Source organism: Bradyrhizobium sp. C-145, from assembly GCF_023375135.1.
GTDB classification, from domain to species: domain Bacteria; phylum Pseudomonadota; class Alphaproteobacteria; order Rhizobiales; family Xanthobacteraceae; genus Bradyrhizobium; species Bradyrhizobium zhanjiangense.
The window spans coordinates 9,017,961-9,039,788 of record NZ_CP088150.1 but is presented as its reverse complement, the minus strand read 5'-3'; the positions used below and the strand labels follow the sequence as shown (position 1 = coordinate 9,039,788).

Here is a 21,828-nt window from a genome sequence, read left to right as displayed (position 1 = left end):
TCCCTCACCCGGCGCTGCGCGCCGACCTCTCCCCGTTGGGGAGAGGTGAAGTGCGCCCGAAATGCAGCAGCCCGCGATCAATGGTAGCGAGCCAAACGTCATCCACCGTCGAGGCCAGCTTGACGGCTCTCGCCGTCAGCCTGCGCGGCGTGACGAAGATGTATGACAACGGCGTCATGGCGCTCGGCCCGCTCGACCTCGCGGTGCGCAAGGGCGAGTTCATTTCGCTGCTCGGCCCGTCCGGCTGCGGCAAGTCGACCGCACTGCGGCTGATCGCGGGGCTCAGCACGCCCTCGTCCGGAATCGTGCGGGTGGCGCGCCACGAGGGCGTGCCGCAGCCGGGCCACGGCATCGGCTTCGTGTTCCAGGAGCCGACCCTGATGCCCTGGACCAGCGTGCGCGACAACGTGCGACTACCCCTGAGGCTTGGCCGCGTCCCGAAGGCAGAGGCCTGCGCGCGCGCCGACGCGGCGCTCGCCAGTGTCGGGCTCGCCGATTTTGCCGATGCGTTTCCGCGCGAGCTCTCCGGCGGCATGAAGATGCGGGTGTCGCTGGCGCGCGCGCTCGTCACCGACCCCGATATCCTGCTGATGGACGAGCCGTTCGCGGCGCTCGACGAGATCACGCGCTTCCGTCTCAACAATGATTTGCTTGCGCTGTGGCGCAGCCTCGGCAAGACCGTCATCTTCGTCACCCATTCGGTGTTCGAATCCGTCTACCTGTCGCAGCGCGTGGTGGTGATGACGGCGCGGCCCGGCCGCATTCAGGCCGACCTCCGCATCGAGACAATCGAGCCGCGGGCTGAGGAGTTTCGCACCTCGGCGGCCTATTCCGATTATTGCCGAAGAGTGTCGGCCGCGCTGGCGCCGTCCTATGCGGGGCAGTCGACGCTATGAACGCGCAACCTGCCGTCACCGTAAAACCGTCCGGCGCGCAACGCGCGATGCGCTTCGTGCTGCCCGTCATCGTGTTCGCGGCCGGCCTCCTCGCCTGGGAACTGGTGGTCCGCATCAAGGAGATTCCGCCCTACGTGCTGCCGGCGCCCTCAATCATCGTCCTGACGCTGGTCAAGGACTGGGCGGTGCTGTCACAATCGCTTGCGACCACGCTTCTGACTACGCTCGAGGGTTTTATCGCGGCCAGCATCGGCGGCATCGCGCTGGCGCTGCTGTTCAATCAGTCGAAATGGGTCGAGTATTCGCTGTTCCCCTACGCCGTTGTCCTCCAGGTGACGCCTGTCATCGCGATTGCGCCGCTGCTCCTGATCTATCTGGAGCAGCAGACCGCGGTGGTGGTCTGCGCCTTCATCGTCGCCTTTTTTCCGGTGCTGTCCAACACCACGCTTGGGCTCAATTCGGTTGACCGCAATCTCGCCGGCTTGTTCCAGCTCTATGGCGCCTCGCCGCCACAGACCCTGCGCTTTCTCAAGCTGCCCGCGGCGCTGCCCTACATTCTCGGCGGCTTGCGCATTGCCGGCGGCCTGTCGCTGATCGGTGCGGTCGTGGCCGAGATCGCGGCGGGAACGGCGGGTGCCGGCTCTGGGCTCGCCTACAGGATCGCCGAGTCAGGCTATCGATTGAACATACCCCGCATGTTCGCGGCGCTGCTTTTGTTGTCACTCGCCGGGATTGTCATCTATGGGGTGCTGGCGCTAGTTTCGCACCTCGTTTTACGGCGCTGGCATGAGAGCGCGCTTGGAAAGGAAAACTGATGTCTACCGGTTCGATTTCGTCCGAAAAGATCGACCTTCTGATCTATGGGCCGGTGCGGCCGATCCTCGAGAACGGGTTTTCCGACCATTTCGTCGTGCACAAGGCCGAGACGCGTGGTGACCTCGAGCGACTGACGCCGGCCGTGCGCGACAGGATCCGCGGCGTCGCCGTGACCTATCACACCGTGCGGGCCGACAAGGAATCGCTGTCGCAGCTGCCCAAGATCGAGATGGTGGCGAGCTTCGGCGTCGGTTACGACCACATCGACGCCAAATACGCGGCCGAGCACAACATCATCGTCACCAACACGCCCGACGTCCTGACCGAGGAGGTCGCCGACGTTGCGATGGGCCTTCTGATCTCCACCCTGCGCGAGTTCATCAAGGCCGACCGCTACGTCCGCTCCGGATTATGGCAGACGCAGAACTATCCGCTTAGCGTCGGCTCGCTGCGTGACCGCAAGGTCGGCATCGTCGGCATGGGCCGGATCGGCCAGGCCATCGCGCGCCGGCTCGATGCATCGCTGGTGCCGGTGGTCTACCATTCTCGCAATCCGTCCAAGGACGTCTCCTACAAGCACTATCCTGATTTGATCGAGATGGCGAAGGCGGTGGACACGCTGATGGTGATCGTGCCCGGCGGCGCCAGCACGAACAAGATGATCAATGCCGAGGTGCTCAAGGCACTCGGCCCGCGCGGCGTGCTGATCAATGTCGCGCGCGGCTCGGTGGTGGACGAGCCGGCGCTGGTGCAGGCGCTGAAATCCGGCACCATTCTCGCCGCCGGCCTCGACGTGTTCGCGGCCGAGCCGAACGTGCCGGACGAGCTCAAGTCCATGCAGAACGTCGTGCTGCTGCCGCATATCGGCTCGGCCTCGGTGGTGACGCGCAACGCGATGGACCAGCTCGTGGTCGACAATCTCAAGTCCTGGTTCGCCGGCAAGGCGCCGCTGACGCCGGTTGCGGAAACGCCGTTCAGGGGGCGCTGATGAGAGCTCTTCGGGGCGTTGCATTCGCGGTCGCGGCCTGCTTGGCCGCGATCGGCATCGCGCATGCGCAGGATGCGACGACCCTGAAGAAGCAGATGCCCGGGCAGTGGGAGCTGTCGACCACCGAGCGCAGCAAGACCTGCGTCGTCACGCTCAAGGGCGACGCCGCGGGCCAGGGTTTTAAGCTGGAGCTGGAGCCGGCCTGCAAGACCGCGCTGCCTTTCACCAAGGACATCGTCGCCTGGAACGTTCGAGGTCTCGACATCGTCCGCTTGCAGGACGCGACCGGTGAAGCCGTGATCGACTTCACCGAGGTCGAGGCCGGCATCTTCGAGGGCCTGCGCCAGGGCGAAGGCGTCTACATCCTGCAAGATCTTGCCGCCGCGCGCTCGATGGCCAAGTCGATGGACCAGATGATCGGCGACTGGTCGATGGTGCGTGGCAACGGTCAGCCGGTGTGCGGGCTGACGCTGACCAACACCGAGGCGGGCCCGGACAATTTCCAGGTCTTCCTCAAGCCGAAATGCGACGCGGCGATCGCGCAGTTCAACCCGACGCAATGGCGGCTCGAGCGCGGCCAAATCATCCTGATGTCGAAGGCGGGCGAGGCCTGGCAGTTCGAGGCCGACGACAACGCGCAGTGGCGGCGCGTCCCCGACACCGCCGATCCGCTGATCATGCTGCGTCAGTAGGCGACGACATCGTTCAGCATTGCCGCGACGATGACACGGCGAGTTCTCGCGGGAACCGGACCGGCAGGGAATCGGTTAGCGGAACAGGTGATTCCGTTGGGAGATCCGCATGGCCAAACGTGTCCTCGCGATCGGCATCGAACCCGGCAATGCGGATTATAGCGCATTCCCGCAGCTCACGCCCGAACATGTCCGCAGCTACATCGAGGCCCAGCTCCTGCGTTTGCGCGGCCTCGGCTTCGAGGTCACGAGCTGTCTGATCGATCTCGATGCGACCGCCGAGGCCGCCGTGACGGCGGCGCTGCGCGACGAGCGCTTCGACTGCATCGTGATCGGCGCCGGGCTCCGCGAGCCCAAGGAACGGCTGCTGCTGTTCGAGAAGGTGCTCAACCTCGTCCACCGCCTGGCGCCGGAAGCCGCGATCTGCTTCAACACCACGCCGGCCGACACAGTCGAAGCGGTGCAGCGCTGGGTCGAACCGTAAGCGACAAGCGCTAGCAAGGCGCGCCATGAAAGGACAATTTAGATGCCTTAGATCAGCCGCATCCCGCGCAAACTGGCATGCCCGCTTCTGCCGACGATGATGTGGTCGTGCACGGAAATCCCCAGCGGCTTTGCGATGTCGATGATCGCCTTCGTCATCTGGATGTCGGCCTGCGAGGGCGAGGGATCGCCTGAGGGGTGGTTGTGCACCAGGATCAGCGCGGTCGCGGAGAGTTCGAGCGCGCGCTTGATCACTTCGCGTGGATAGACCGGGGTATGGTCGACGGTGCCGGTCTGCTGCACCTCGTCGGCGATGAGCTGGTTGCGCTTGTCGAGGAAGAGCAGGCGGAATTGCTCCTTGTCGGCGAAGGCCATGCTCGTGCGGCAGTAGTCGATCACCTCGTTCCAGGACGACAGCGCGTTGCGGCTGTTGACCTCGCCTTTGGCGACGCGGTGGACCGCCGCTGCGATCAGCTTGAGCTGGTGGATTGCGGCCTCGCCGACGCCGTCCACCTCGCGCAGGCGCGCCACGGGGGCATGCACGACCTCGGCGAACGAGCCAAAGGTCTTGATCAGCGTCTTCGCTAGCGGTTTTGTGTCCCGCCGCGGCAGCGCGGCAAACAGCGCCATCTCCAGCAGCTCGTAGTCGCTGAGCGCATCCGCGCCCGCGTTGTAGAAGCGCTCGCGCAGCCGCTCGCGATGGCCGTGATAATGCGGCGTGTCCTCAGGCTTGCTTTTGTCGTGGTCTGGCTTGGCGGGCATCGGCCGCCAGCATTGCCGGGGGCCGGCGTTTTTGCAACCGTCAATTGCGGCACGGCGCCGCTCTGGCGTTGTGACCCCAACAGTCCATTCCGTCATTCCGCGGCTCGAGCGGAGCGAGAGAGCCCGGAATCCATCGGGCCACAGCGTACGCGGCTGAATGGATTCCGGGCTCGCGACTTCGTCGCGCCCCGGAATGACATTGAGTGAACCAGACGTCAGAGACGCAGCTCTAGCGCCCCGGCTTCAACCCCGGCACCAGTGCGGCGAGCCTGTCCTTGATCGGGCGGCCGAACATCGATCCGCCCATGCCTGACGGCGGTGGACCCGGCGGACGTCCGCGGCGCCCGACGGTCGCATCGGTGCGGCGGTCGACGCCGAGCGTCAGCGTCGCAACGTAGCGGTCGCGCTCCTCCTTCACCGCGCAGAAGGCGCGATGCTCGGGATCGGAGCGTCCGATCACGAGGTCATTGGCGTTGATGATCGTGCGCTGACGGGCGCGGTCCTTGTAGGCGGGAACGTTGATGTAGATGAACTCGTTCAGTGCGTCCGGCAGGAAAGTCTGCCCGGTCAGCACCGTGCGGTCGTCCAAAAATACCTTGAAATGGACGTGCGTGGCGCGGCCGTCGTACCAGCCGGGATAGATGGTATTGAACGCAACCCAGCCGGCCTCGTCGGTCATCTGCGTGCCGCGCAAAAACGTCTTGCTGGTCGCGTCGATGTTGTGGCCGTCGCCCTGGCCGGGAAACGCCGAATAGAGGCCTTTTGCATCGCAATGCCAGATGTCGACCCGGGCGTCCCTGATTGCCGTGCAGGGCCCGGCTTCGATCACGCGCAGCCGTAGTGTCAGTGGCACACCGGGCCTGCCCTCCGTGATGTCGGACCGAACGAGTTTCGGGTCGGCATAGAACGGCCCTTCCTCCGCCTGGGGCGTCAGGATGCAGGCCGGCTCAGCGTCCGTTGAAGCGGGAGCGGCCTTCGCGCCGCTCTGGAGCAATCCCGCCGCACTGGCCGATACAAACCCCAGGAATCCGCGCCGCGTCGATCCGTTCACTCATCTCTCTCCCATTAGCTCTGGCGGGAGATCGTGATCGGCCGAGAGGACGGCAAGATCGCGCTGCGATGGTGCCGGCAATCAGCCGATCTGCTTCTCGCCGTGCCGCTCCGACAGCGTGAAGATCTCGACGCCCGTCGCCGTCACGCCGACCGAATGCTCGAACTGCGCCGACAGCGAGCGGTCGCGGGTGACTGCGGTCCAGCCGTCGGAGAGGATTTTGACGTGCGGCTTGCCGAGATTGATCATCGGCTCGATGGTGAAGAACATGCCGGGCTTGAGCTGCACGCCTTCGCCGGGCCGGCCGATGTGGATGATGTTCGGCTCGTCGTGGAACATGCGCCCGAGGCCGTGGCCGCAGAAATCGCGCACCACGCTCATGCCCTGCGGCTCGACGAAACTCTGGATGGCGTAGCCGATGTCGCCGGTGGTGGCGCCGGGCTTCACCGCGGCGATGCCGCGCATCATCGCTTCATAGGTGACTTCGATCAGCCGCTCGGCCTTCCGGGCGATCGGGCCGACCGCATACATCCGGCTGGAATCGCCGTACCAGCCGTCGACGATGAAGGTGACGTCGATGTTGACGATGTCGCCTTCCTTCAGCGGGCGGTCGCCGGGCATGCCGTGGCAGACCACGTGATTGAGCGAGGTGCAGGTCGAGTAACGGTAGCCGCGATACATCAGCGTCGCCGGATAGGCGTTGTTGCTGAAGGCGAAGTCGCGGACGAATTCGTCGATGCGCGAGGTCGGCACGCCGGGCCCGACGATGTCGGTGAGCTCGTCGAGGCACTTGGCCACCAGTGCGCCCGCCTTGCGCATGCCGGCAAAGGCGCTCGGCCCATGCAGCTTGATCTGTCCGGTCTTGCGCAGGGAGGTATCAGTGGCTTCGACGTAGCTCATGCGGGAACTGTCTTCCGGGCTCGGGGGCCTAATTTCGATGTTCGGCGGAAAGGCTTGATTTCAGGCCCTAATTTAATGATTGCGGGCCTTCATGCAAGCCGAGCGTGACTTTGCACCCAAAAGCGGGCCTAATTCGGGACTTCTACGGTGGTTTCCACCGGTAGCGCGCCACCTCGAATGCGGATTTCGCGGACGGGGTAGGGAACCCGGATGCCCTCGCGCTTGAAGGCGTCCCACAGCGCCAGCATCACGTCGCTCTTGACGGTGTCCATGCCGTCGGGATCGGCGAGCCACAGGGTCAGCGAGAACTTCATGCCGGCCTCGGCAAACTCGGTCAAAATGCAATTCGGCGGCTTGCCCTTCTGCGCGCGCGGATGGGCGGCGGCGGTCTCGGCGGCGAGCTTGCAAACCAGGCGCGGGTCGGCGTCGTAATTGGTGCCGAAGGCGATCTTCACCAGCGTGTTCTTGTCGGTATAGGTCCAGTTGACGACCTTCTGCGTCACCAGATCCTCGTTCGGCACCAGGAATTCGCGGCCGTCGCCGGCAGCGACCGAAATATAGCGCGTCTTCATCGCGCTGATGCGCCCGGTGTTGTCGCCGATGGTGACGAGGTCACCGGGCTTCACCGACTTGTCGGCGAGCAGGATGATCCCCGAGATGAAATTGGCGACGATCTTCTGCAGGCCGATACCGATGCCGACGCCGACCGCGCCGGAGAATACCGCGAGCGCCGACAGATCGATCCCGACCGCGCCGAGCGCGATTACGATCGCAACCGCAAGCAGCCCGATGCGGATGATTTTCACCAGCAGCACCTGCACCGACGGCGTCAGATCGGTGGTCGCATTGATCCGGCTCTCGGCGAAATTGCTCGCGATGTTGGTGAGCCACAGCGCGATCAGCAGCAGCGCGCCGGCCTTGAGCGCCAACAGCGGGGTCAGCCGCAGGCCGCCGAGCACGATGGCGAAGGAATCGAGCAGCTCGACCGTCGCATCGAGCTGGCCGAGGATGGAGAGCGCGGCGACGAACCACGCCGTGATCGAGACCAGCTTGACGATGAAGGCGTTGCGCAGCACCGAGGTGAGCAGCCGGATCACGAGCCACGCCAGCCCGAGCTTGGCCGCGACCATCAACAGATAGCTGCGGCTCGGCCAGGTCGCATGGTACATCACCACGCGCGAAATGATCACGAGCAGCGTGAACACCGCCGTCGAGGCGCTTGCGACCATCACCCGGACGAAGTGCCGGAGCGGCAGCGGCCAGCGCATCGCCAGCGACGTCATATCGACGCGGATGCGAATGGCCGCCTCCGCGGCATAGGCGATGCCGGCCGCGGTCAGGATGAGACCGAATTGCAGGTAGAACCAGGGTGAGGAGATTTCCGCCCCGACACTGCGTGCGGTGGTCTGCACGAACTCCATGAAATCCTTGAGGTCCATGTCCATCGGGTCGGTCTCGTCGGGAAGCAGGCGATTGATTCGAGGGAGCCGCAGAATCCCACAAAGGGCACCGCCGGACCATCGATACACCGCGAAGTGATGCGCGTTAAGGCCGCAAAATGCGGCCAGATTGCCGCGAGCGGGAGAAAATGGGTTGGCGCGCGAGTCCGCCGACGATAAGGATGCAATTCCAGCGATTTGTACCCGGAAGGTGGATGGCCTCCCTCGACTCCGTCAGTCTCGCCATATTGCTCGGCGCTGTCCTCGTCATGGCCGGCATCCTCTCGAGCCTGCTTGCGCTGCGCTTCGGCGCGCCGCTGCTGCTCGTCTTCCTTGCGATTGGCATGCTCGCGGGCGATTCCGGCCCCGGGCAGCTCCAGTTCGACGACGTCCGCACCACCTATCTGGTCGGCTCGGTCGCGCTCGCCTTGATCCTGTTCGATGGCGGCTTGCGGACGCGCTTTGCCAGCATCCGCACCGTGCTCGCGCCTTCCGTGGTGCTCGCGACGATCGGCGTGCTGCTGACGGCGCTGATCACGGCGCCATTCGCGAAATACGCGCTCGATCTCAACTGGACGGAATCGCTGCTGGTCGGCGCCGTGGTCGCTTCGACCGACGCCGCCGCGGTTTTCCTGCTGGTGCACACCCAGGGTCTGCGCCTGCGCCCGCGCGTCGGCGCGACGCTGGAGGCGGAATCCGGCACCAACGATCCGTTTGCGATCTTCCTCACGCTCATGCTGGTCGAGTACATCTCGCTGGGATCGAGCTCGCCCGGCCATGTGCTGATCGAATTCGTCCAGGAGGCGGTGCTGGGTGCCGTGGTCGGCGTCATCGGCGGACGCCTGGTCGTGATCGCGCTCAATCAGGTGGCGCTGCCGCAGGGCCTGCATGCGCCGTTCGTGACGACAGGCGCGCTCGTCATCTTCGGCGGCTCGCAGATCATGCACGCATCAGGCTTCCTCGCGGTCTATCTCGCCGGCATCATCATCGGCAACCGGCCGACGCGGGCGCATAATTCGGTGGTGGCCTTCCTGGACGCCGCGACCTGGCTGGCGCAGATCGTGATGTTCGTGCTGCTTGGCCTCCTGGTCTCGCCGAGCCGGCTCGGTGCCAGCGTGCTGCCGGCAGTCGCCGTTGCTCTCATGCTGATGCTGGTCGCACGGCCGCTCGCGGTGCTCGCGTGCCTTGCGCCGTTCCGCTTCAACTGGCGCGAGAAGGTCTTCATCGCCTGGACGGGCTTACGCGGTGCCGTCGCGATCTTCCTGGCGTCGATCCCGATGCTGGTCGGCCTGTCCAAGGCCTATCTCTATTTCGACGTCGCTTTCGTCGTTGTCATCATCTCGCTGCTGCTGCAAGGCTGGACGCTGGCGCCCGCCGCGCGCAAGCTGCATGTCGCGTTGCCGCGCGCCGAGCGCGGTCCGCGCCGCGTCGAGTTGGATCTGCCCGGCCAGCTCGAGCAGCAGCTGGTCGGCTATCCGGTGCGGCCGAAGAGCCTGTATTTCCGCCGCGGCCTGATCCCGTCCTGGTCCAAGCCGACGCTGGTGATCCGCAACGAGAGCATCTTGACGCCGACGGAGGCCGATCCGGTCGCGCCGGGCGACTACATCTACCTGCTGGCGCCGCCGGAAAAGGCCGAGGCGCTCGACCGCTTCTTCGTCGACATGCAGCCGAGCTCGGCGCCGGATCCGCATCTGCTCGGCGACTTCATGGTCTCCGGCGAGCACACGCTTGCCGAGCTCGCCGAGATCTACGGCGTGAAGCTCGGCGCGGACGACGGCAAGCTGACGCTGGCCGATTATTTCGATGTTCATCTCGATCGCGCGCCGAAGGAGGGCGCCGAGCTCGCGTTGGATACGATCGTGCTGGTCGCGCGCTCGATCTCCGGCGGCCGCGTCAACGTCGTCGGTCTACGCCTGCCGGAAGAGGACGAGACCCCCGCGCCACTGACCCGCACGCAAGCGCTGCGGCGCAAGCTCGCCGATGTGTGGGCGTCGGTGGCGGGGGTTTAACTTGGGTGTCGTCCTGGCGAAAGCCAGGATCCATCACCCCAGAAACAAGTTGTTGCCGAGAGTGGCAACCACGAGTCCTCACTAAACCGCAGTCGGTGGTTATGGGTCTTGGCTTTCGCCAGGACGACCACGAAGAGGAACCGCCACCAAATCGCCGCAACCGCCGAAGATTTGCGCGGTTTCGTGACCTTGAAACCCGGAACACTCCGCCATGCCGCTCGTTCTAAGGCGCGTAGCCGCCTGGACTGACAGGAGTATGCAATGCGAAAGTTCATCCTTCCGATTCTCACAGCCCTTGCGCTCGGCGCTGCCGCACCGGCGATGGCCTATGACACCGGCGATCAGATCTCGATGCAGGCCGCCCTCGATGTCGCGACAGATCTCGGCGTCGTGACGGTCTCGCACACCAACTTCCTCGGCGACGAATGGGAGGTTGATGGACGGGATCGTGTCGGCCGCTGGATGGAAGTCTATGTCGATGCGAGGACGGGCGAGGTGCGCAACGTCGAGCGCGGCTGGTAGCTCTGAATGATGCTGCCGCGTAGCCCGGATGGAGCGAAAGCGAAATCCGGGTGCGCTCTCACCCGCGGCACCGCCCCGGATTACGCTTGCGCTCCATCCGGGCTACGATGTCAACACCTTCACCCCGCCAAAACTCGTCACGCGGCCCTGCTTCAGCATCACGATCTGCGTGGCGAGCTGGCGCAGCTCGGCGGCGTCGTGGCTGACATAGACCATCGGCACGTTGGCCTCGTCCCGCAGCCGCACCAGATAGGGCAGGATCTCGAGCTTGCGGCTCTCGTCGAGCGCCCCGAGCGGCTCGTCGAGCAGCAGGAGGCGCGGCTTCGACAGCAGCGCGCGGCCGAGCGCGACGCGCTGGCGCTCGCCGCCGGAGAGCTTTCCGGGCCGGCGGCCGAGCAGGGCGCCGATGTCGAGGAGATCAATGATGCGCTTGTGCTGGGCCGGATCGGCGGCGAGGCCGTTCATCCGCCGTCCATAGTCGAGATTCTGCGCCACGTTGAGATGCGGAAACAGCCGCGCGTCCTGGAACACATAGCCGATGCGGCGGCGCCAGGCCGGCACATGGACGCCGGCCGCGGTGTCGTCGACGGTCTCGCCGTCGATCACGATGCTGCCGCGGTCGGGCCGCAACAGGCCCGCGATCATGTTGACCAGTGAGGTCTTGCCGGCGCCCGAGGCGCCGAACAGGCCGATGACGCGGCCCTCGCTGGTGAAGGACGCGTGCAGCGAAAACTCACCCAGCTGTTTCTCGACATCGACGCGCAGCATGGTCAATTCCCGTGCAGCCGCGCCGTGGCGCGGCGGGCGAACCATTCTGCCGCAATCAGCGCGCCGAGCGCGAGCACGATCGAGACGATGACGAGCCGTCCCGCCGCGGCGTCGCCGTCGGGCGTCTGGATCAGCGAATAGATCGCGGACGAGATCGTCTGGGTCTCACCGGGAATGTTGGAGACGAAGGTGATGGTGGCGCCGAACTCGCCGATCGCCTTGGCGAAGCCCAGCACCATGCCGGCGAGCACGCCGGGCAGCGCCAGCGGCAGCGTCACCGTGAAGAACACCTTCCAGGGTGCCGCGCCAAGCGTCTCGGCGGCCTGCTCGAGCCGGCGGTCGATCGCCTCGATCGACAGCCGCATCGGCCGCACCAGCAGCGGAAACGCCATCACGCCGCAGGCGAGCGCAGCGCCGGTCCAGCGGAAAGAGAAGACGATGCCGAAATGGTCGGCGAGGAAACTGCCGACGGGGCCGCGGCGGCCGAAGCTGAGCAGCAGCAGATAGCCGGTGACCACAGGCGGCAGCACCAGCGGCAGATGCACGGTCGCGTCGAGCAGCGACTTGCCCCAGAAATCGCGCCGCGCGAGCAGCCATGCCAGGGCGATGCCGAACGGCGTCGCCACCAGCGTTGCGATGATGGCGACCCTGAGCGAAAGCAGGATCGCCGTCCATTCGGCGGGTGAAATCTCGGACATCAAGCCGGAGATATCACGTGGTGGGGCTGATCAGGAATTTGAAACCGTATTTTTCCAGAATGGTCTTGGCGGCCGTCGAGCGCAGGAAGGCGAGATAGTCGCTGCTCTCGCCCTTCGCGGTCGTGGTCGCCGCGACGGGATAGATGATCGCGGGGTGCGAATCCGCCGGGAAGGTGCCGACGATCTTCACGCCCGGCTCGACCTTGGCGTCGGTCGCATAGACGATGCCGAGCACGGCCTCGCCGCGCGCCACCAGCGTCAGCGCGCCGCGCACGCTCTCGGCCATGGCGAATTTCGGCTCGGCGGCCTGCCAGGCGCCCAGCTTCTCGAGCGCAGCCTTGGCGTATTTGCCGACCGGCACGGATTTCACGTCGCCGGTCGCGATCCTGCCATCGCCGGCGAGCTTGGCGAGATCGAAGCCTTGCGCGATCGTGACGTTGTCGACCTTGGAGTCCTTCGGCGCGATCAGCACGATGCTGTTGCCGAGCAGGTTGACGCGGGTGGATTCGTTGATGGTCTTCCTGGCGATCGCGTAGTCCATCCAGTCGGTATCGGCCGAGACGAATATGTCGGCCGGCGCGCCCTGCTCGATCTGCCTGGCCAGCACCGAGCTTGCGGCATAGCTGACGGAGAACTTGACGCCGGTCTTGGCGGTGTAGGCCGCGTCGATCTCGTCGAGCGCGTTCTTCATCGAAGCGGCCGCGAACACGGTGATGGTCTTGTCCTCGGCGGCGGCGGGCGACGGGCTTGCGCCCGCGAGGATGACGACGGCGGTGACAAGTGCGGCAATACGAAACATGGATAGCGCTCCGTGCAAGCTCGCGCGCGGTGACGCGCGCAAATCTGGCGTTGGGTGGGTCTGATGCGACGGGCGGACGCGCTGTTCCACGGGCCTTGCGACGGCTTACGGCCGGCAGGGATATCGCTGCTCGCGAAGATAGCAGCCCTCGGCCTCAGGTCAAACCTCGTTCGTCGTCCCGGACCGGCGGAGCGCCGATCCAGGACCCATTACCCCAGGAGTAGTTTTGCGAAGACTGGAGTTATCAGCTCGTGTCACGTCTCCTCCCTGGGGTAATGGGTCCTGGCTTTCGCCAGGACGACGGCTGAGAGGCTACGGCTTCGCATCCGCTGCATGCAGCACGGCTTTGCATGCCGCCGGCATGTCGGCCAGCGTCATCGGCGGCTTCGGTTTCGGCGGCTCCGGCGGCGGCTTGGGGTGCAGCACGGCATCCGAGAACCAATAGGCGAGATCGGAGGCCTTGCAGCCTTCGTCCTCGGATTGCGACGGCTGGCCCTCGCATTCCCCGGCGCCCGCGGGACAGTGCATGCGGATGTGGAAGTGATAGTCGTGGCCCCACCAGGGGCGGATCTTCGACAGCCAGGCGCGGTCGCCCTTGGCCTCGCGGCACAGCGCCTTCTTGATCGCGGCATTGACGAAGATGCGCTGCACCGCCGGCTCCCGCGCCGCATCGCGCAGCACCAGCACATGGCCTGGCGTGAACACCTTCGGATCGACGTCGAGCCGGTCGGGGCGAACCATCATCACCGCCGACATCTCCTCGCGTTCCTCGCGCGAGAGCCGGCGGTCCGGCATCGGCGTCAGCCAGATGTCGGCATCGAGACCGATCTGGTGGCTGGCATGGCCTGACAGCGCCGGCCCGCCGCGGGGTTGCGCGATGTCGCCGACCAGGATGCCGGGCCAGCCGGCGTCCTTGTGCGCTTTGGCCGCGAGCCGCTTGATCAGGGCGATCATGTCGGGGTGGCCGTAATTGCGGTTGCGCGACAGCCGCATCACCTGCCAATTGTCGCCGTTGAGCGGCATCTGCATGGCGCCGCCGATGCAGCCCTTGGTGTAGGAGCCGATGACATGGGCCGATCCCTTCGACGGCAGCAGCTTGCGCGCGAACAGCTCCTTGGCGGCGAGGGAGGGGTCGTTCGGATTGGTGAGCGGCGGCAGCGGTTTTGGGGTGACGCTGCCCTTGTCCTGGGCCAGCGCGCGACCGGCGGCCAGGAGTGTCACAAAAAGCAGGAGAGGAGCGAGGCGGCGGGGACTCATGCCGAATCCTTATAACCCAACGCCGCGTCAGGGTTAAGGAGAGGGCAATGCAGCGATCACACGGGCAGCCAACATCCGTCGCGTCATCCCAAAGTCGCACGCGCGATGGTCGATCCTTAATCGCGCGATAACCCTGTTCTGCATTGACCAAAATTCGTGCGCGACGTGAGGAATAACCGCGGTTCGCATGCAATCGCGCGCGATTTCGGAAATGATTCAAGCGCGCGCGCAATTTTGCGCCAGATCGGTCCTTCACCGCGGCGCCGGGATGAGGTTGGCGACGCCCGTCGACGCAGCCACGCCTCGCAAACAGGCAGCAAGCGGCCACTCGCGCGGGCCGCAGCCTGGCAAGATTACTTTTTTTTCAGACACTTGCCCCAAAGCTTGCGGTCACTGGGCGTGACTGGGACGAGTGAAGTTGAGTTTGGGGTCTCGAAAGACAGGAAAGCGAAAGCGCAACGTGCTTGCCCAAGCCGGCCGACAGCCGCGCAAGCCGCGCTTCGCGCGCACGCCTCATCCGCCTGCCGACCGCGATGAACTCTTGCGCAGCCGCGCCGAGGCGGAAGCCGCGATCGCGGAAGCGCACAAATCCCATGAGCGCTTGCGCCAGGCCATCGACATTCTGCCGCAGGGCATCGTGTTTCTCGATGCCGACGGCCGCTACGTGCTCTGGAACAAGAAATACGCCGAGATCTACAGCAAGACCGCCGATCTGTTCGTCGAAGGCGCGCGCCTGGAGGACACGCTACGCATCGGCGTGGCCCGCGGCGATTATCCCGAGGCCGTCGGCCACGAAGACGAGTGGATCGCGCAGCGGCTGCAAAAGCTCTATCAGCCCGGCGCGCGTCACGAGCAGAAGCTCGCTGACGGCCGCGTCATCCTGATCGACGAGCGATTGACCGATGACGGCGGCGTCGTCGGCCTGCGCGTCGACATCACCGAATTGAAGCAGCGCGAGGCCTCGTTCCGGCTGCTGTTCGACGGCAATCCCGTGCCCATGATCGTCTGCGCGCTGGACGACGAACGCATCCTCGGCGTCAACGATGCCGCGATCGCTCATTATGGCTATAGCCGCGCCGAGTTCGAGCGGCTCAAGATTCGCTCCTTGCAGGCCTTCGACAGCGAGCCGCCCTGGACCCCCGATCCAACCGGCGCGGAGCAGGCCGGGCGCACCTGGAAGCACGTCAAGGCCGACGGTGCGCTGATCGACCTTGCGATCTACTCGCGCGAACTGACCTATGCCGAGCGGCCCGCAGTCCTGCTCGCGCTGATGGACATCACCGAGCGCAAGCGCGCCGAGGCGCGGCTCGCCTTCATGGCCCAGCATGACGGGCTGACCGGGCTGCCGAACCGCAATTTGCTGCGCCAGCAGGTCGACGAGATGCTGCTGCATACGCGGCGCAGCACCGACAAGGTCGCGCTGCTGATGCTGGGGCTCGACAATTTCAAGGCGGTCAACGACACGCTGGGACACGCGGTCGGCGACAAGCTGCTCCGCGGCGTCGCCAAGCGGCTGCGCTCGACCTTGCGCGAGGAAGACGCGCTGGCGCGGTTGAACTCGGACGAGTTCGCCATTGTCCAAAGTGGCCTGGCACGTCCCGAGGACGCGGTGATGCTGGCAAAGCGCCTGCTCGAAGCCATCGCCGATCCCTATCTGCTCGACGGCCATTCCGTGGTGATCGGCGCCTCGATCGGCATCGCCATGGCACCCGGCGACGGCGATGAGTCCGAAAAGCTGCTCAAGAGCGCCGACATGGCGCTGTCGCGCGCCAAGGCCGATTCGCGCGGCACCTTTGCCTTCTTCGAGGCGGCGCTGGATGCAAAAGCGCAGAGCCGGCGCAAGATCGAGGTTGAGCTGCGCGACGCGATCCAGAATGACGTGCTGCGTCCCTATTACCAGCCGCTGATCGACCTCCAGAGCGGCCGCATCACCGGGTTCGAGGCGCTGGTGCGCTGGCCGCATGCCGAGCGCGGCATGGTCTCGCCGGCCGAGTTCATTCCGGTCGCCGAAGACACCGGCCTCATCAACCCGCTCGGCGGCCTGATGCTGCGCCGCGCGTGCCTGGATGCCGCGGCCTGGCCGGACGACGTCCGTGTCGCCGTCAACCTGTCCCCGCTGCAATTCCGCAGCGGCAATCTGCTGTCGATGGTGACGGACGCGCTGAAACATTCCGGCCTGCCGCCGCGGCGGCTCGAGCTCGAGATCACCGAGACGCTGCTTTTGGAGAAGAGCGCGCAGGTGCTGGCGACCTTGCATGCGCTGCGCGCGCTCGACGTGCGCATCTCGATGGACGATTTCGGCACCGGCTATTCCAGCCTCAGCTATTTGCGCAGCTTCCCCTTCGACAAGATCAAGATCGATCAGTCCTTCGTGCGCGATTTAGGCGCCAACCGCGAAGCCCAGGCGATCATCCGCTCCATCGTCAGCCTCGGCAAGGGCTTGGGGGTCACCATCACCGCCGAGGGCGTCGAGACTGAAGCCGAGCTCAGCTGCTTGCGCACCGAGGGCTGCGACGAGGGTCAGGGCTTTCTGTTCAGCAAGGCAAGGCCGAATGCGGAGATCATCAGCCTCTTGGCGGCGCAGCGTGGCATCGACGCCACGGACGAGGACGCCGCGCTGGTGGCGTGAGTGCGGCGCAAGAGCGTGATGCTGCCTCACCTCTCCCTGCTTGCGGGGAGAGGTCGGATTGCGCAGCAATCCGGGTGAGGGGGTACTGGTCTCACGCCGATCGCATCCGCGGAGAGAGGCCCCTCACCCCAACCCTCTCCCGTAAGAACGGGGCGAGGGAGTGCAACGTCATCGCGGCTGCCGTTCAGCGTCCCGCCAAAATCGCCTTCCCCACATCCTCATAATGCGTGTCGCGCGCCTGGATCTGCTGCGCGATCGCATGCATGTCGCGAAACCGCCGCTCGAACGGATTGCTGCGGAACACCGCGGTCGCGCCGGCCATGTGATAGGCGGCGTCGACCACCTTTGCCGATTGATGGATGGTCCAGGTCGCCGCCAGCCGCACCGCACTGCGATGCGCGGCGCTGAACTCGCCGGTCGCGGACAGATCGCGCCACATCGCATGCGCGGTCGCATAGAGATAAGCGCGCGCGGCGCGCAAATCGCCCTCGGTGCGGCCGATCAGTCCCTGGACCGCGCCGTTGTCGCGCATGGCGCTGGCCGCGAGTGACTGATGTTTTCCACGCGCCAGCGCGATTGCCGCATCCAGTGTCGCCCGCGCCACGCCGAGCGAGACCGCGGCGAAGCCAAGGCTGAAGGTCGAGCCGGTACCGATCTTGTAGAGCGGACCCTTCTCGCGCAGCGCCCACGGCACGTCGCGAAACGCTGTAAAGCGCTCGGGAATGAAGAGATCGCTGACCTCGTAGGAATCGGTGCCGGTGCCCGCGAGCCCGATCGCCTGCCACACATCGTGCAGCACGGCGCTCGCGACCGGAAACAGAATGGTGCGCACCTCCGGCGCCCCGTCGGCATTCCTCCGTGGCGTGCCGTCGGCATTGACGATACGCACATGCGCCCCCAGCCAGCTCGCCTGCCGCGAGCCCGAGGCAAAATCCCAGCGCGCCGTGACGCGATAGCCGCCCTCGACCGCGCGCGCCTCATGCGCGATCGCACCCCAGGCGAGGATGCCGGGCGGCGTGTTGAAGATCTCTTGCGCGGTGTCATGGTCGAGCGAGGCCGCGATCATCGCGCAGACGCTGCACTGGCCGAGACACCAGGCGGTCGAGGCATCCGCCTTCGCGATCTCCTCTAGCATCTGCATGAAGATCTCGATCGGGGCTTCAGCGCCGCCGAGGCTTTGCGGGAGGAGGGCGCGATAGAGCCCGTTCCCGATCAGCGCGGAAACGACCGCGGGTGTCAGCCGCCGCGTGAGCTCGATCTCATTCGCTTCGCTCGCAATCAGCGGCGCGATGGCGCGGGCACGTTCGACCAGGCCAACTCCGGGAGTTGCGTTCATTGCTGCGTTTCCTCGCCCATTCTGCCGTGAGCGGTCAGGAACGCGATGGTCGTCTATTTGGCGCCGAGGATCAAGATCACTTCGCTCCATCCGGGCTACGTACTATGGCGCGGACCGGCTCGGATCATCGAGCGATCGCTCCATGATGATCGTGCGTTCGTCATCGTGATAGCTGTCGCGCAGGGCCTTGAACCCGAGCCGTGCGTAGAATGCTTCAGCGGTGATCGAAGACGAAACGGTCAGCGAGGGAATGCTTCGCTCGCGCGCTGTGCGCTCGATCTCTGCCATCAGCCGCTTGCCGATACCTCGGGCCTGAATATCGGGAGCCACGAAGACCGTACGGACCACGCTTCCGTCGAGGCTTGCCGTTCCAACCACGCGGCTGCCCATCGAGGCGACGAAAACGGTGCGTTTCCCGATCAGCTGGTGCACTGCGTCTGGGCTGAAGCTGCGCTCGACCCTTTTGATGATCTCGCCCGTATAGTCCTTCGCGTTGGTTTCGCGCAGCGCGCGCAGGATGACCGCGCTGATGTCAGCAGCGTCGTCCTCACGTGCCAGTCGGATCGTGCATTCCATTATCGCTCCACTCGCTCAGCAGTAGTTCGTAGGATGGGTAGAGCAAAGCGAAACCCATCAAACCTCTTCCTCACAAATCGGATCGAGCTAACAAAGCATTACCAGATTCTGCGTCCGCCCATCTGGGCGATGGGTTTCGCAAGAACTCAACCCATCCTACGAGCTTTCCCGTAGCATTGCCGGTACAATTTGTTCGACTGATTGCGGCGGGATTCCAAGCTCGGAAAACCCTGGCATTCCCACCGACGCTATGTTGTCGATCTGCATCAACTCCACCTGATTCCGTGTGATGGGCGGCCTTGGAAGCAGCTCCGAAATCCATCCCGCGACATGCCAAGCAGCAAACGGTACTGGAATGAGCATGGGGCTGCGGCCGGCTGCGTGCGCGACGGTTCTGAGAAGCTCTTCGTAGGTGTAGATGCGAGGACCCGCGCATTCATACGTGATTGCGTTCGATTCGGTGCTCGGAAGCGCTCTTGTGATCGCGTCGGCCACATCGTCAACATAGGCCGGCTGCAATCGCGTCGATCCGCGGCCGAACATCGGATAGATCGGATATCGGCGGAGCAGCTTGAGGATGATGGTGAGAAACGCGTCATCCGGGCCGAACATGACCGCCGGGCGAACCAGCGTAGCCTCAGGAAATGCTGCGCGGACCGCGAGTTCGCCTTCGCCACGCTTGCGAATATAGAGGGACGGCGACGTGGCATCAGAGCCGATACCGGAAACGTGGATGAGCCGCTTGACGCCAGCTCGATGTGCCCTGGCAGCCAATCGCCGGGCTGATTCCACATGCACGGAATGAAAAGTCTCCTGTCCGTGTTCAACATAGAGGCTGACCGCGTTGACGGCGCCATATGCGCCATCAACAGCAGCGGCTATCGAACCTTCGTCGCGTAGATCGACGTTCACGGATTGGAGGCGTGGCTCGTCGTGACCAAAAAGCTGTCTGCCTCGTTCGGGATGTCTTGATGCAATCCGAACGAAAAACTCGGGCGACCGGAGCAAATGTTGAACAACGCGGCGGCCGAGAAACCCCGTTCCACCGAACACCGTAACAAGGCGATTATTTGCGGGCGCCATAGCGCAACTCGTACTGAGATCGTCTCAAGCCAGCGGAGACCGCAGGCTCGTCGGTCGTCTATTCTCGCGAAAGCGGTGCCCAGCAACGGCAGTCCGTTTCATTTCACCGTCCCCCGCGTGAGCGCCAAAATTCCCGAGGAAGCTGCGTGCAACGCCGCCGGGTCTATTCCTGGCTTTACACACGATCGCGGAGGTCGGTCACGCCTTCCTTCTGGGCGCAGTGGTCGCAGCAATAGTAGGTGCCGCTCTTTTCCAGGCCGTGTCCCACGATGCGCGTTCCGCAATGCTTGCACGTTGGCGCCAAGGCATGAATTGCGCACTCGAAGCTGTCGAACGTGTGCGCCTGGCCGTTCATCACCACCTGAAAACTCTTGTCATAGTCATTGCCGCAGGTTTCGCATGTCGACATTGTGCCTCCTTCACGCCACGCGGCGTTTGCGAGTTTGAGCTGCCTTCTTGGCTGACCTGGAACGTTCATCGGCCGGTGCGCTACGAACGGCGGAGTTCACCAATTGTTCCTATTCGACCTGACTTGCTTCAGATCGTCTAGGAGCCAGTGTGCACCGGCCGCTGAAGCACCTCAGTCGACATCCCGAGGACAACTTTAGAGACGGGATCAAGTTGATTGGTCGAATCGTCAACTTGCGCCATGCCTTTCGAAAATCCGAGGATGTGCGCGATTTTTGCCAATGCAGTTTGCGGGCTGCGGCGAATGTTTAGCCGCCATTTCCCGCCAGGGGCTCGGACCTTTCGTCCCCTTGTGTAGCTGCAGAAATGCACCGCCGCTTTGGCTCGATGCAGACCTCTGCAAACTCCGCCTTGATGTCGGCTGATTGAAGTAAGGCTGACTCGTTGTGCTGAAAGCGAGTTCTTCGGAGGCTGACCCTCAACAGACATTCCGGTCGGTATTTGTTTGGTTCAGGAATATGCGCGGCGGGCCAGCACCGTTCGTGTTCCGAGGCGGGCGACCTAAGTCTGAGCCGTCCGCCGTTTGGATGAGTTTCGTGCAGGAACCTTGCCCTACCTGGGATGTTGGAAGGCAATTGCGAGAACTCAGGAGGAACTCGTATGAGAACTCTGTTATTGGCCGGTGTAATGGCGGTTGCTGGTTTCGCTATCGCCACGCCGATCTCCATCGCGCCCGCGTCAGCTCAAGTTGCCGTTGAAACTCCGCTCGGTGGCGTGAGAGTGGGCCCGGAGCGGCGTTACTACCGAGAGTACGATCGACCCGCTTATCGCGCTTACGGATATGATCGCGGATATCGCGGTGGATGCCGCACCGTCACGATCGAGCGCGACGACGGTTCGGTCCGCAGGGTCCGCCGTTGCGATTAGCAATACCGGACTAGAAGAGTGACCCCCGGCGCTCACAAAAGAGCGCCCGAGCCGAAGGAATTGGGAGCGATACTAAGGCCGCTTCAGTTGGCGGCCTCTTTCAGTTTGCGGTTCAAACAAGTCAGGAATTGAGTGAGCCGTAAACCATGCCCAGTGTTACGCTGTAGGTTAGAAACAGTGCGGGTGAAATGCCAAGTCCAACCTGGTGTGCAACCGCAGCAAATGACGTGAAGGGCCCATGAGCCGACATCGCTCCAATCAAGCGGCGATACTTGTCAGGCTCCTTGGCGGCCGTAGGGGAAGCAGCGGTTGCGATCGAGTGTGAGACCGAAATGCGCTCCCAGTGCAGCGATGGCCGCGCCCTGCTGAGGATAAGGATCGGCATTGGATGCGGCAACGATGATGATCCGGAACCCGCCGCGATCCTTGCCACCGGGTGGCAGCATCGCTGTCGTCAGTGCATTGCCCTCCCTGTCGCGCAGCGTGAGGAAAAGCGGCATCTCTCGCTGTATATGGGCCTCGAGGCCGATGTCGCGCTCAATCGCGTTGGGCCGCTCGGGACGCCAGGACTGGATTGCCTTCTCCCGCTCGCGGCGGAAATATTTCTCAACTGTGTGACCCATCAGGCGCGACTCATGCATCGCTTCACCTTCCGTCTCGATACGGAACCAGGTCTTGCCCTTCGGCGCGTCGCAAACAAACTGCATTTCGCCCGTCCTGCGATCGCCGCAATTCTAGGACGGCGGGCCTGCAAAGCCAATATGAGACTCGCTCCCGTGTATAGCGCCG

At 64.5% G+C, this 21,828-nt stretch carries 21 protein-coding genes; 8 read left to right on the top strand and 13 right to left on the bottom strand.

Features of this window, described 5'->3' with window-relative positions; all coding sequences use genetic code 11:
- Positions 1 to 80 precede the first annotated feature (80 nt).
- The 5 genes from LRP30_RS42575 to LRP30_RS42555 all read left to right on the top strand — a co-directional run bounded on the left by LRP30_RS42575 (position 81) and on the right by LRP30_RS42555 (position 3,876).
- Complete coding sequence (locus LRP30_RS42575; protein WP_249758702.1) at positions 81 to 896, top strand: ABC transporter ATP-binding protein; 816 nt, start codon at positions 81 to 83, stop codon at positions 894 to 896.
- Complete coding sequence (locus tag LRP30_RS42570) at positions 893 to 1,711, top strand: ABC transporter permease (protein ID WP_128940274.1); 819 nt, start codon at positions 893 to 895, stop codon at positions 1,709 to 1,711. Before LRP30_RS42575 ends, LRP30_RS42570 begins: the two co-directional genes overlap by 4 nt.
- Positions 1,711 to 2,700 carry a 2-hydroxyacid dehydrogenase gene (locus LRP30_RS42565; protein ID WP_128936969.1) on the top strand — a complete coding sequence of 330 codons (990 nt, stop codon included), beginning with the start codon at positions 1,711 to 1,713 and terminating at the stop codon, positions 2,698 to 2,700. The genes LRP30_RS42570 and LRP30_RS42565 overlap by 1 nt, the downstream gene beginning before the upstream one ends.
- Entirely contained in the window at positions 2,700 to 3,392 is a 693-nt protein-coding gene (locus tag LRP30_RS42560; protein WP_128940272.1) for an AprI/Inh family metalloprotease inhibitor, read from the top strand. The genes LRP30_RS42565 and LRP30_RS42560 overlap by 1 nt, the downstream gene beginning before the upstream one ends.
- Before the next feature lie 109 nt (positions 3,393 to 3,501).
- On the top strand, positions 3,502 to 3,876 hold the full coding sequence (locus tag LRP30_RS42555) for a hypothetical protein (protein ID WP_091896841.1): 375 nt from the start codon (positions 3,502 to 3,504) through the stop codon (positions 3,874 to 3,876).
- Between the two features lie 47 nt (positions 3,877 to 3,923).
- Here LRP30_RS42555 and radC read toward each other — a convergent pair whose 3' ends face one another.
- From radC to LRP30_RS42535, 4 genes are all read right to left on the bottom strand, one after another.
- A complete protein-coding gene (gene radC, locus LRP30_RS42550; protein ID WP_249758701.1) occupies positions 3,924 to 4,637 on the bottom strand; it encodes a DNA repair protein RadC in 714 nt (237 codons plus the stop codon).
- A 229-nt stretch (positions 4,638 to 4,866) separates the two neighbouring features.
- The gene (locus LRP30_RS42545) at positions 4,867 to 5,688 is read right to left on the bottom strand and encodes an intradiol ring-cleavage dioxygenase (protein WP_249758700.1); all 822 of its coding nucleotides are present in this window, start codon (positions 5,686 to 5,688) and stop codon (positions 4,867 to 4,869) included.
- Between the two features lie 81 nt (positions 5,689 to 5,769).
- Positions 5,770 to 6,588 (bottom strand): type I methionyl aminopeptidase, encoded by an 819-nt coding sequence (gene map / locus LRP30_RS42540; RefSeq protein ID WP_128940269.1) that lies wholly within the window; start codon positions 6,586 to 6,588, stop codon positions 5,770 to 5,772.
- Between the two features lie 128 nt (positions 6,589 to 6,716).
- Positions 6,717 to 8,033, bottom strand: a complete 1,317-nt coding sequence (locus LRP30_RS42535) for a mechanosensitive ion channel domain-containing protein (RefSeq protein ID WP_128936964.1) — start codon at positions 8,031 to 8,033, stop codon at positions 6,717 to 6,719.
- 209 nt (positions 8,034 to 8,242) lie between these two features.
- On the opposite strand from LRP30_RS42535, the gene LRP30_RS42530 reads away from it, so the two are divergent.
- Positions 8,243 to 10,036, top strand: a complete 1,794-nt coding sequence (locus LRP30_RS42530; RefSeq protein WP_249758699.1) for a potassium/proton antiporter — start codon at positions 8,243 to 8,245, stop codon at positions 10,034 to 10,036.
- Between the two features lie 261 nt (positions 10,037 to 10,297).
- Positions 10,298 to 10,558 (top strand): PepSY domain-containing protein, encoded by a 261-nt coding sequence (locus LRP30_RS42525; RefSeq protein ID WP_128936962.1) that lies wholly within the window; start codon positions 10,298 to 10,300, stop codon positions 10,556 to 10,558.
- A gap of 102 nt (positions 10,559 to 10,660) precedes the next feature.
- On the opposite strand, the gene modC is transcribed toward LRP30_RS42525, so the two are convergent.
- From modC to mepA, 4 genes are all read right to left on the bottom strand, one after another.
- Entirely contained in the window at positions 10,661 to 11,326 is a 666-nt protein-coding gene (modC, locus tag LRP30_RS42520) for a molybdenum ABC transporter ATP-binding protein (RefSeq protein ID WP_128940266.1), read from the bottom strand.
- Between the two features lie 2 nt (positions 11,327 to 11,328).
- The gene (gene modB / locus LRP30_RS42515) at positions 11,329 to 12,024 is read right to left on the bottom strand and encodes a molybdate ABC transporter permease subunit (RefSeq protein WP_128936960.1); all 696 of its coding nucleotides are present in this window, start codon (positions 12,022 to 12,024) and stop codon (positions 11,329 to 11,331) included.
- A gap of 13 nt (positions 12,025 to 12,037) precedes the next feature.
- Positions 12,038 to 12,823, bottom strand: coding sequence for a molybdate ABC transporter substrate-binding protein (gene modA, locus LRP30_RS42510; RefSeq protein ID WP_249758698.1), 786 nt, complete (start codon positions 12,821 to 12,823; stop codon positions 12,038 to 12,040).
- Between the two features lie 312 nt (positions 12,824 to 13,135).
- Positions 13,136 to 14,080: a penicillin-insensitive murein endopeptidase gene (mepA, locus tag LRP30_RS42505; protein WP_249758697.1), complete on the bottom strand. Its 945-nt coding sequence runs from the start codon at positions 14,078 to 14,080 to the stop codon at positions 13,136 to 13,138.
- A gap of 460 nt (positions 14,081 to 14,540) precedes the next feature.
- Between mepA and LRP30_RS42500 the strand changes: the two genes are divergently transcribed.
- Positions 14,541 to 16,709, top strand: a complete 2,169-nt coding sequence (locus tag LRP30_RS42500) for an EAL domain-containing protein (protein WP_128936957.1) — start codon at positions 14,541 to 14,543, stop codon at positions 16,707 to 16,709.
- 184 nt (positions 16,710 to 16,893) lie between these two features.
- Here the strand turns inward: LRP30_RS42500 and LRP30_RS42495 are convergent, their stop codons facing one another.
- The 5 genes from LRP30_RS42495 to LRP30_RS42475 all read right to left on the bottom strand — a co-directional run bounded on the left by LRP30_RS42495 (position 16,894) and on the right by LRP30_RS42475 (position 21,746).
- Complete coding sequence (locus LRP30_RS42495) at positions 16,894 to 18,045, bottom strand: acyl-CoA dehydrogenase family protein (RefSeq protein ID WP_249758696.1); 1,152 nt, start codon at positions 18,043 to 18,045, stop codon at positions 16,894 to 16,896.
- Between the two features lie 102 nt (positions 18,046 to 18,147).
- On the bottom strand, positions 18,148 to 18,621 hold the full coding sequence (locus tag LRP30_RS42490; RefSeq protein ID WP_249758695.1) for a GNAT family N-acetyltransferase: 474 nt from the start codon (positions 18,619 to 18,621) through the stop codon (positions 18,148 to 18,150).
- A 156-nt stretch (positions 18,622 to 18,777) separates the two neighbouring features.
- Positions 18,778 to 19,704, bottom strand: coding sequence for a complex I NDUFA9 subunit family protein (locus tag LRP30_RS42485; RefSeq protein WP_249758694.1), 927 nt, complete (start codon positions 19,702 to 19,704; stop codon positions 18,778 to 18,780).
- Positions 19,705 to 19,879: 175 nt separating this feature from the next.
- Positions 19,880 to 20,113 (bottom strand): hypothetical protein, encoded by a 234-nt coding sequence (locus tag LRP30_RS42480; RefSeq protein WP_091896907.1) that lies wholly within the window; start codon positions 20,111 to 20,113, stop codon positions 19,880 to 19,882.
- A gap of 1,201 nt (positions 20,114 to 21,314) precedes the next feature.
- Complete coding sequence (locus LRP30_RS42475) at positions 21,315 to 21,746, bottom strand: hypothetical protein (protein ID WP_249758693.1); 432 nt, start codon at positions 21,744 to 21,746, stop codon at positions 21,315 to 21,317.
- Between the last annotated feature and the right edge of the window lie 82 nt (positions 21,747 to 21,828).

Excerpts from the sequence above, each read along its gene's own strand:
- LRP30_RS42575 (WP_249758702.1), top strand. The coding sequence starts at position 81 with ATGGTAGCGAGCCAAACGTCATCCACCGTCGAGGCCAGCTTGACGGCT.
- LRP30_RS42570 (WP_128940274.1), top strand. The coding sequence starts at position 893 with ATGAACGCGCAACCTGCCGTCACCGTAAAACCGTCCGGCGCGCAACGC.
- LRP30_RS42565 (WP_128936969.1), top strand. The coding sequence starts at position 1,711 with ATGTCTACCGGTTCGATTTCGTCCGAAAAGATCGACCTTCTGATCTAT.
- LRP30_RS42560 (WP_128940272.1), top strand. The coding sequence starts at position 2,700 with ATGAGAGCTCTTCGGGGCGTTGCATTCGCGGTCGCGGCCTGCTTGGCC.
- LRP30_RS42555 (WP_091896841.1), top strand. The coding sequence starts at position 3,502 with ATGGCCAAACGTGTCCTCGCGATCGGCATCGAACCCGGCAATGCGGAT.
- radC (WP_249758701.1), bottom strand. The coding sequence starts at position 4,637 with ATGCCCGCCAAGCCAGACCACGACAAAAGCAAGCCTGAGGACACGCCG.
- map (WP_128940269.1), bottom strand. The coding sequence starts at position 6,588 with ATGAGCTACGTCGAAGCCACTGATACCTCCCTGCGCAAGACCGGACAG.
- LRP30_RS42535 (WP_128936964.1), bottom strand. The coding sequence starts at position 8,033 with ATGGACATGGACCTCAAGGATTTCATGGAGTTCGTGCAGACCACCGCA.
- LRP30_RS42530 (WP_249758699.1), top strand. The coding sequence starts at position 8,243 with ATGGCCTCCCTCGACTCCGTCAGTCTCGCCATATTGCTCGGCGCTGTC.
- LRP30_RS42525 (WP_128936962.1), top strand. The coding sequence starts at position 10,298 with ATGCGAAAGTTCATCCTTCCGATTCTCACAGCCCTTGCGCTCGGCGCT.
- modC (WP_128940266.1), bottom strand. The coding sequence starts at position 11,326 with ATGCTGCGCGTCGATGTCGAGAAACAGCTGGGTGAGTTTTCGCTGCAC.
- modB (WP_128936960.1), bottom strand. The coding sequence starts at position 12,024 with ATGTCCGAGATTTCACCCGCCGAATGGACGGCGATCCTGCTTTCGCTC.
- modA (WP_249758698.1), bottom strand. The coding sequence starts at position 12,823 with ATGTTTCGTATTGCCGCACTTGTCACCGCCGTCGTCATCCTCGCGGGC.
- mepA (WP_249758697.1), bottom strand. The coding sequence starts at position 14,080 with ATGAGTCCCCGCCGCCTCGCTCCTCTCCTGCTTTTTGTGACACTCCTG.
- LRP30_RS42495 (WP_249758696.1), bottom strand. The coding sequence starts at position 18,045 with ATGAACGCAACTCCCGGAGTTGGCCTGGTCGAACGTGCCCGCGCCATC.
- LRP30_RS42490 (WP_249758695.1), bottom strand. The coding sequence starts at position 18,621 with ATGGAATGCACGATCCGACTGGCACGTGAGGACGACGCTGCTGACATC.
- LRP30_RS42485 (WP_249758694.1), bottom strand. The coding sequence starts at position 19,704 with ATGGCGCCCGCAAATAATCGCCTTGTTACGGTGTTCGGTGGAACGGGG.
- LRP30_RS42480 (WP_091896907.1), bottom strand. The coding sequence starts at position 20,113 with ATGTCGACATGCGAAACCTGCGGCAATGACTATGACAAGAGTTTTCAG.
- LRP30_RS42475 (WP_249758693.1), bottom strand. The coding sequence starts at position 21,746 with ATGCAGTTTGTTTGCGACGCGCCGAAGGGCAAGACCTGGTTCCGTATC.